The organism is Novacetimonas cocois (assembly GCF_003311635.1).
GTDB classification, from domain to species: domain Bacteria; phylum Pseudomonadota; class Alphaproteobacteria; order Acetobacterales; family Acetobacteraceae; genus Novacetimonas; species Novacetimonas cocois.
Window position 1 is genome coordinate 1 of the sequence record NZ_QEXL01000031.1, and the last position, 8374, is coordinate 8374.

General features: G+C 64.7%; 6 protein-coding genes and 1 pseudogene. 1 reads left to right on the top strand and 6 read right to left on the bottom strand.

The window, feature by feature from the left end:
* The 6 genes and pseudogenes from NJLHNGOC_RS14880 to ade all read right to left on the bottom strand — a co-directional run.
* Positions 1-255: pseudogene (locus NJLHNGOC_RS14880) on the bottom strand (MotA/TolQ/ExbB proton channel family protein); the annotation flags it as partial.
* 92 nt (positions 256-347) lie between these two features.
* The gene (locus NJLHNGOC_RS16640) at positions 348-1022 is read right to left on the bottom strand and encodes an energy transducer TonB (RefSeq protein ID WP_113597054.1); all 675 of its coding nucleotides are present in this window, start codon (positions 1020-1022) and stop codon (positions 348-350) included.
* Between the two features lie 868 nt (positions 1023-1890).
* Positions 1891-2676, bottom strand: coding sequence for a hypothetical protein (locus tag NJLHNGOC_RS14890; RefSeq protein ID WP_113597055.1), 786 nt, complete (start codon positions 2674-2676; stop codon positions 1891-1893).
* The gene (locus NJLHNGOC_RS14895) at positions 2676-3392 is read right to left on the bottom strand and encodes a hypothetical protein (RefSeq protein WP_113597056.1); all 717 of its coding nucleotides are present in this window, start codon (positions 3390-3392) and stop codon (positions 2676-2678) included. The genes NJLHNGOC_RS14890 and NJLHNGOC_RS14895 overlap by 1 nt, the downstream gene beginning before the upstream one ends.
* Positions 3389-4318 carry a tyrosine-type recombinase/integrase gene (locus NJLHNGOC_RS14900; RefSeq protein ID WP_113597059.1) on the bottom strand — a complete coding sequence of 310 codons (930 nt, stop codon included), beginning with the start codon at positions 4316-4318 and terminating at the stop codon, positions 3389-3391. Before NJLHNGOC_RS14900 ends, NJLHNGOC_RS14895 begins: the two co-directional genes overlap by 4 nt.
* A 27-nt stretch (positions 4319-4345) precedes the next feature.
* Positions 4346-6046 carry an adenine deaminase gene (ade, locus tag NJLHNGOC_RS14905; protein WP_113597057.1) on the bottom strand — a complete coding sequence of 567 codons (1701 nt, stop codon included), beginning with the start codon at positions 6044-6046 and terminating at the stop codon, positions 4346-4348.
* A 366-nt stretch (positions 6047-6412) separates the two neighbouring features.
* On the opposite strand from ade, the gene thiC reads away from it, so the two are divergent.
* On the top strand, positions 6413-8269 hold the full coding sequence (thiC, locus tag NJLHNGOC_RS14910) for a phosphomethylpyrimidine synthase ThiC (protein WP_113597058.1): 1857 nt from the start codon (positions 6413-6415) through the stop codon (positions 8267-8269).
* Positions 8270-8374: the final 105 nt, after the last annotated feature.

Below are 8374 nucleotides of genomic sequence, written 5' to 3' on the forward strand. Positions count from 1 at the left end.
CGCGTCGGCAGGTGCCGCATCAGCAGGCGCCGCCGGGGCGGCATCCGTCGCGGGGGCGGCCGGGGCGTCACCCGGGGCCGGGGTCGAAGCGGCACCCGTCCCGTCGGTCGGCGGCGCGGAAACCGCGGGGGCGGCAGCACCATCGGCCGGCTGGGCTGCGTCCTGCGCCATCGCCGCCAGCGGGGAAGAAACGCACAGCATGGCGGCGAAAGCTGCCGAGGTGATGAGAGCGTGTTTGCGATGCAGTCTGATCATTTACTCAGGATCCTCTAGACAGGACGTGTTGTTTTAGAAGGTGCGGGGGACTGCGAGCCCCCGCATCGCAACATGGGCTGATACCGCCACGATCAGTCGTTCAGGCTGAAGGTAATGGTATAAAGGTGATGGAATTCCTTGACGGGCACGCCGTTTTTCACGGCCGGCGCATAACGCGACTGACGCACGGCACGCAGCGCGGAATCGGCGAATGCCTGTCCACCCTTCACGCTCATGACCTGACAGTTGCTGGTGGCGCCGGTGGTTTCAACGTCACAGGCAACCGTGACCACACCTTCGCGACCCGCATCCGACATCTCCTCCGGATATTCCGGCACCACATGGTTCAGCGGCGAGGAACCGGCCATGTGATCGGCCACCGGCGGCGCGTCGGAAACCGGCGTGTTCGATGACGGCGGCGGCGTGACCTTTGCCGGCGGCATGGGCTTGGGCGGCTTCGTATGCGTCACATGCTTGATCGGCGGCGGCGGCGCCTGCACCTGGATCTTGGGCGGCGGGATATAGGGCGGCGGCGGCTGCGTGATCACCGGCGGCGGCGGCGGCGGCGGCGGCGGTGGCGGCGGCGGCGGCGGCTCCTTGATGACACGGGCCTGCACGGGCGGACGCTGCGGCGGCGGCGAGGACTTGGGCGCACCCAGGCCATACATCAACGCCATGACAAGAGCGCCCTCGAAAATTAAAACGACGCCAAATATTATGGCTTTCTGTAATCGATTATCACTCTGTTCCGCATACGTCATACCCATACCTCATTCAGAACGGCATAGTTGATGGAGGTTATAGAAAAAGCTTCTGATGTTCTGATTTGACCAAACACTACGGGAGTATGACCAGATATCCACGAAACGCCTGACAGGATCGGACTGGGTCTCCCCGACATTCCTTCAGGCGGATAGCGTCATTTTCACAATTCCCAGGGATCGCCACCGATAACGGGCCAGAAGGGCTGGCAAACAGTCGCGAAGCCGGTAACCGGTTCCTCCTTGGCAAGGAAAGTCGCTTGTCCATCATGATTTATCCATAAACATCCATAAACATTATTAACTCCCCGAAATCAACCTTGTTCATGGCCGAAACGGCATGGGAGGACGCGTGCCATGTTCGTGAATCGATTACCGAAAATAACAAACCGGAAACGTCATCCCCACCCGATGAAAACTGATTTTGCCAGCTTGAGCAAAAACCCGCCGCAGTCAAGCTAAGGGACAACAATTAATGGAAAAAACACGCACGAGACATCCCCCGTAACCCACTTTCGCGCATCGTTGATCCCGTCATGTCCGCGCATCGTCCTCCCGGCGGCGCGGGTACCCCGGAACGTTACCAAGGACAGGCCCGCGCGGGCCCGGGCCTGCCATCACGTTTCTTGCACAGAATGACAACCATACGGTTTTCAGTTGCCTTTCCGAAACGATTTGTGAGGCTTTTGCAGCTGATTCCCCATCACTTTTCGTTATTACACGATTTATTCAGGAATCCCGGACACACTGTTCACGTGCATGCCCGCCGGGGCATGGGGATATCGTGTGAAACGCATCATACAGCAACTTTTATATTTACGGCCATCAAAATCATTACTGGATGCAGCATCACAAACCGTTACATGCCCGTCCGTCAGGTGCGGCAGAAGGCCGGCAGCCGTTGCGGCTGGTCCTGCACGGCGCTGGCCTCCCCCTGTTTCACCAGTTCCAGACAGGCCGTGAACGTGCTTGTCCATGCCGACCGCCGGCGCATGGGCGGGCATCCCTCCCCCTCCCGCGCGGGAACGGGCAGCATCCGGTCCAGCGTGACAGGACCCGACGCCGCCGCCAGGCTGTGTCGCACCCGCACGCGGGCGTCCTCCACCGAAAACAGGTCCAGCTGCACCGGCACGTAATGGGGTTCGGGCGGCGGGACCCCCCAGTTCCCGTCAAAGACCGCAAGGCATCCCCACAGGAACTCGATCCTGTCGATTTCCCATTCGGGCGGCTCCTCGGCGATGGCGTCAGGCCCGGGTGCCCCGTAAACATGGATGTCATGTCCCAGCTGCGGCCGGGCCGACAGCCACGCGGCCGCGCGCGCCGCCTCTTCCGCCGCCAACAGCCGGGCGCGCAGGCGCGTCACCTCGTCCGTCGCCTCCTGCTGGCGCGGGTCGTCCGCCGGCAGCAGCAGGCGGGAGCGCAGCAGCAGCAGGCCCGACACCATGACCGCCCATTCCGCCCTGCGCCCCAGCGGAAGGGCGGGCGAGGTACGGATCGCAACCGTCAGCTGATCCACCAGCGCGACAAGATCCAGCGAACGGATATCGATACGCCGCGCCTGCGCCAGCGCCAGCAGATGGGTCAGCCCCCCCTGATACGCATCCAGACGGATGATGGGATCGGAACCGCCCTCTTCCCCGAACAGGTCGTACTGTCCCATTACGTCATGTCCTGCCGCGACAGCACGAAAGTCATGTCCGGCCACCGCGCCCGCAACGCGGCCACCAGCGGTTCCGGGGCCTCCGCGCGCGGGGTGAAAAAGCCATACACGACCGGCCTGTGGCCGCCGGGCAGGCGACGCCCGGCCTTTCGCCCCATCAGACGCCTTACGCCGCGCGGCGCTTCCGCCGTGCCCCAGTGCCGCAGCAGCCACGATACCGCGTCGGGATGGGTCGCCCCCAGCCGCAGGATGACGGGCGGAACCGGGACCAGCGCATGGAAATCAAGAACGCAGGGACGATCCGTGCGCATCAGGTTGCGGGCATGCCGGGTCTCAGCCGCGTCGCGGAACTGGCGCGCCAGTATCCGGCATCCCTCGATCGACAGTCCGCAGCGGGTATGTTCGGACGCGCCGTCGCCAATCGCCAGCGCGAACATGTCCTCCTCCACCCGTTCCCCATCAAAGGGCCACGGCACCAGGCCGGGCCCGCGCGCGGCGACCGCGAAATCATCCACCGCCTGCGCCGGCCCATGCACCAGCAGGTGCCACCACTGCCACTGTCCCGCCTGCGTCGTATCGCGCCACGCGGACAGGGGACGCCGCCCCCGCCGCCCGCGCGATGGCGAAGGCTGCGGCTGCTCCGCGATGTCATCCGGCGTTTCATCCGCCCTGACCGGGGGCAGGTCCGCCCATGGGAAACGCAGGTTTTCCGTCATGACGCGCTGATCCGGACATAGGCCATCATGCCACGCGGATCACGGTGACGGGTGTGGCGCCGTATCTCCTGCGCATCCACCCCGCGCGTCAGGGCGTCGATGATGTATCCCGCCCGCAGGGCATGCGCGCTGAGGCGCGCGACGCATGCCGCGTCGATATCGGCAAGTGCCGCGCGCCGCTGCAGGATACGGTTGACGGCAAAGGGCGTCAGCGCTCTGCCCCCCGCGCGTCCCCCCTTGGAGATGGGACGAAACAGCGGCCCCGTCTGACGGTGCGCCACCTTCTGCCATGCTGAAAAAGCCCGGGCGGGACACAGCAGCGGGTCATCCGGACGCTGCGGCATGCTCACCGCCTCCTCCTCCGCATCGCCGTGGTGAAGATGCAGGAGCACGGCATCGTGCGTCACCTCCACGTCCTCCACCATCAGGCCCACCAGTTCGGACCGGCGGAGCGCCCCGGCAAACCCGAAGATCAGCAGGCAGCGATCCCTCAGGCCACGCGCGCTGGCGTCACAACGTTCCACCATTATCCGCAACTGCGCCGCCGTCAGGATTTCCGGCTCCGCCGCGACCGGGGGTTCGGCTGCTTTCAGCGCGTCGTGCAGGGCGGCACGGATCACGGGATCGCTGACTTTCCACGGCAGGTTGTTGAAACGGTGCATCTTGCCAATGGCCGCCAGACGCCGCCGGATCGTCGCGGGGGCATATTCGCGCAGGGAACGCAGATAGGCCGCGACATCGGCGGGGGCGGCTGGCACCGGGCGCACGTCGTGGCGTTCACACCACGCCGCGAAATGGGTCCAGTCCGCGCGATAGGCGCGCAACGTCGCCAGCGCCTGTGGCCGCACCGCAGGTGCCTGGTCCGACGCGGGAGCCGACACAGGGGCCGATGCGGGGGCCGGTACGGGGACGTCATGTGCGCTCATGTCGCGTTCCATCGACGACAGGACCGTTCAGACAAGCGCCATGCGATCGACATCCACCATCCCGAAATCCGTGATCTTGAGATGCGGTATCACGGGCAGCGGCAGGAACGCCAGTTGCAGGAACGGTTCATCCAGAACGCAGCCCAGGCCACGTGCCGCGGCACGCAGGACCTCCAGCCGGGCCGCGACCTCCTCGAACGGGGCGTCGCTCATCAGGCCCGCGACCGGCAGGGGCAGGTCCGCGACCACCCGCCCGTCGCGCACGACGACAAACCCGCCGCCCGTCGTCTCCAGGTGATTGACGGCTGCGGCCATATCCTCCCCGTTGATCCCCACGACGCATATATTATGGCTGTCATGCCCGACCGAGGAAGCAAGCGCCCCCTCCTTCAGCCCGAATCCCTGCACCAGCCCGCGACCGATATTGTCGTTATGCCCATGCCGCGCCACGACGCAGATCCGCGCGATGTCACGCTGCGGATCGGCCTGGATTACCCCATCGCGCACCGGCATGTCGGCGCGCAGGAAACGGGTGATGATCTGGCCGGGGATAATGCCGATGACCGGCGCGTGCTTTCCATCGCCCGCCTGCGCCATGTCGGCCGCGTCCACCGGGGCAGGCAGCGTGACGCTGTTCATGCCCACTGGGGCGATGCACTCACGCGCCGCGAACAGGTCGTCATTGACCAGCCGTCCCGCCGCGATCACGTCGGAAACGCGACATTCCCGCAGATCGTCAAGCAGCACGACATCCGCCCGCCATCCTGGCGCGATCATCCCGCGATCACGCAGCCCGAACGCCCGCGCGGCGCTGAGCGAGGCGCTGCGATAGGCGGCAAGGGGTTCGACCCCTTGGGCGATCGCAAGGCGGATCAGGTAATCCAGATGCCCCTCATGCGCGATTTCCAGCGGATTGCGGTCATCGGTGCAGAACGCGAAGAATGGCGACGTCGCGGGCGTCAGCAGCGGGGCGAGCGCGCGCAGGTCCTTGCACACCGATCCCTCGCGGATCAGGACCGTCATGCCCTTGCGCACTTTCTCCAGCGCCTCGGCTGCGGTCGTGGCTTCATGATCGGTTGAAATCCCCGCCGACAGGTACCCGTTCAGCGCCCTGCCGCGCAGCAGCGGCGCATGCCCGTCGATATGCCCCCCGGCAAAGGCCGCCAGCTTTTCCATGCAGGCCGGATCCGCGTTCAGCACCCCCGGCACGTTCATGAATTCCGCCAGCCCGATCACGCGCGGATGGTCGCGGCAGGCGATGAGGTCCGCGGCACTCAGGCACGCGCCGGAGGTTTCCAGCGCGGTGGACGGCACGCAGCTCGACAGGTTGACCCGCAGATCCATCGCCACGCGCGACGCGGCCTCCATGAAATAGTCCAGCGCCGCGCGCCCCAGCACATTGGCCATTTCATGCGGGTCGCAGATGGCGGTCGTGACCCCGTGCGGCAGGACGCAGCGATCGAATTCGAACGGCGTGACAAGCGAGGATTCGACATGCAGGTGGGTATCGATGAAGCCCGGCACCGCGATGCGGCCATGCGCGTCGATGACGTGGCGGCCCTCATAATGTTCCAGCGTGCCGACGATGGTGTCGCCGCAGATGGCGATGTCGCCCTCCAGCAGTTCCCCCGTCACCAGATCGAACAGACGCGCATTACGGATGACCATATCGGCGGGTTCGCCGCCACGGCCCTGTGCGATGCGCGCGGAGATCTGCGAAGATGCCATTTTCCTGTCTTCCGTCCTGATTTCCCTGTCCTTTTATCCTACTCCGCCCCGATGCTGATACGGTGCGCGTGGATTTTTCACATCCTCTTGTCACCGGTCATTGGCGATTGACAATGACCGGGGCTTTGCCGATCCTGCCCCTTACCAAGGGGAGTCCCGTCAAAGGGGCTGAGACACCGCTATCGCGCCATCAGGCGCGGATGCGGGGACCCTGCCGGGCGCATGCCGCGTCCGGGGAACCTGATCCGGTTCATACCGGCGGAGGGACTGGTCTGACATCGGAACACACCCCTGTCGCGATCCGCGCATGCTGGTCTCCGGTTTCTCTCCTTTTCCCCTGTCGGAGAGAAACAGAGGTATCCTGTCATGAACAAGATTGTACCGCCTTCCTCTCCCGACCACGTTACTACAGGCCCGATCCAGGGATCGGTCAAGGCCTGGTCCTCGCCCCCCGGACGCACGGATATCCGCGTGCCGTTCCGCGAAATCGCGCTGGACCCCTCGGCCAACGAACCGCCGGTACGCGTGTACGACACGTCCGGCCCCTATACCGCCTCCCCGCCGCATGGCGACGTGCATCGCGGCCTGCCGCGCATCCGCGAAAAATGGATCGCGGCGCGCGATACGCACGATGTCACCCCGCGCGCCGTCCGGCCGGAAGATAACGGCTTCGCCACCGGCAGCCAGCTTGTACCCCCCTGCCCCGCGCCCCATACCGTGCGCGAGGGACAGGATGGAAAGCTGGTCACGCAGCTCGAACATGCCCGCGCCGGCATCATCACGGAAGAGATGATCTACGCCGCGCACCGCGAAAACCTCGGCCGCGCGGAAATGGTGGCGGGCGCCGAGGAACGCCGCGCCGATGGCGAGGATTTCGGCGCCAGCATTCCCGCCTTCATCACCCCTGAATTCGTGCGATCCGAAATCGCGGCGGGACGCGCCATCCTGCCTGCCAACATCAACCATCCCGAACTGGAGCCGATGGTCATCGGGCGCAATTTCCTGGTGAAGGTCAACGCCAACATCGGCAATTCCGCCGTGACCTCTTCCGTGGCGGAAGAGGTGGAAAAGATGGTCTGGTCCATCCGCTGGGGCGCGGACACGGTGATGGACCTGTCCACGGGCCGCAACATCCACAACATCCGCGACTGGATCGTGCGCAACGCCCCGGTGCCGATCGGCACGGTGCCGCTGTACCAGGCGCTGGAAAAGGTGGGCGGCGTGCCGGAAAACCTGACATGGGAGGTGTTCCGCGACACCCTGATCGAACAGGCGGAACAGGGCGTGGACTATTTCACCATCCATGCCGGGGTGCGCCTGCGCCATGTGCCGCTGACGGCCAACCGCGTCACGGGCATCGTCTCACGCGGGGGGGCGATCATGGCGGGATGGTGCCTGCATCATCACCGCGAAAGCTTCCTGTATGAACATTTCGCGGAAATCTGCGACATCATGCGTCGCTATGACGTGTCGTTCTCGCTTGGCGACGGGCTGCGCCCCGGCTCCATCGCCGATGCGAATGACGCGGCACAGTTCGCGGAGCTCGAGACATTGGGCGAACTGACGAAAATCGCGTGGGAACATGGCTGTCAGGTGATGATCGAGGGGCCGGGCCACGTGCCCATGCACAAGATCAGGGTCAATGTGGAAAAGCAGCTTCGCGAATGCGGGGAGGCCCCGTTCTATACCCTTGGCCCGCTGACGACGGACATCGCGCCGGGTTACGACCACATCACGTCCGGCATCGGGGCCGCGATGATCGGATGGTTCGGCACCGCGATGCTGTGTTACGTCACGCCCAAGGAACATCTGGGCCTGCCGGACCGCAACGATGTCAAGACGGGGGTCATTACCTATCGCATCGCAGCCCACGCGGCCGACCTTGCCAAGGGGCATCCGGCGGCACAGCTGCGCGATGACGCCATCAGCCGCGCGCGTTTCGATTTCCGCTGGAACGATCAGTTCAAGCTGTCGCTCGACCCCGATACGGCCTGCGCCTACCATGACGAGACCATGCCGCGCGAAGCCCACAAGAGCGCGCATTTCTGTTCGATGTGCGGACCGAAATTCTGCTCCATGCGCATCAGCCACGACCTGCGCGAAAACGCCGCCCGGCAGGCGGGACTGGAACAGAAAAAGGAAGAGTTCCGCGAGGGGGGCAATCGCCTGTACGTGCCCCGCAGCCTGTGCGGCACGAACGACGAAACGAAGCAGCCCGCGTAAAAACGGCAAAAGTTTCTGGGTGCCGCCTTTTTTCAAAAAGGCGGCGTTCTTTCAGGGCCTGTGGGGAATTATACTTTTTTCAAGCATCTGAATGTGATTCAAAAT